Source organism: Streptomyces sp. CLV115, from assembly GCF_038448545.1.
In the GTDB taxonomy this organism is placed as follows: domain Bacteria; phylum Actinomycetota; class Actinomycetes; order Streptomycetales; family Streptomycetaceae; genus Streptomyces; species Streptomyces sanglieri.
On record NZ_JBCEWQ010000383.1, the window covers coordinates 1 to 498 of the forward strand.

A 498-nucleotide genomic window follows, 5' to 3' on the forward strand; every position below is an offset into this window, starting at 1 on the left:
GCGTGGCCGTGGGTTTCGAGGGCAGGCACGTTACGGATAGCCAGCCACAACCCAATGACAGTAATCGGGACATTGACGAAGAAGATCCACTCCCAGCCCAGGGTGTCAACGAGGATGCCGCCGAGTACAGGACCGACGAAACTCGCGACACCGGCGGTGGCTCCCCACAGGCCCATGGCAGCACCGCGTTTCTCCGATGGGAAAAGTCGGGTGATCATCGACAGGGACTGCGGAGTCATAAGGGCAGCTCCGATGCCCTGAATCGCCCGAGCAGCGATAAGGACGCCAATCGTCGGGGACAGACCACATGCCAGTGAAGAAACTCCGAAGACGAGCATGCCGATGATGTACATACGATGCGGTCCCCAGCGGTCACCCATGCGTCCGGTAATCAGCAGCGGGACAGCGTAGGTGAGTAGGTACGCACTCGTGATCCACACCCCTTGGTTGAGGTTGGCGTTGAGCGCGCGGATGGTCGCCGGCAGAGCGGTCGTGACG

Annotated in this window: 1 protein-coding gene; it reads right to left on the reverse strand. The window is 61.2% G+C overall.

What is annotated here, in order from left to right:
- Positions 1 to 498 (reverse strand): MFS transporter (locus AADR41_RS42260; RefSeq protein WP_342287791.1); only part of this gene is annotated, 498 nt, incomplete at both ends.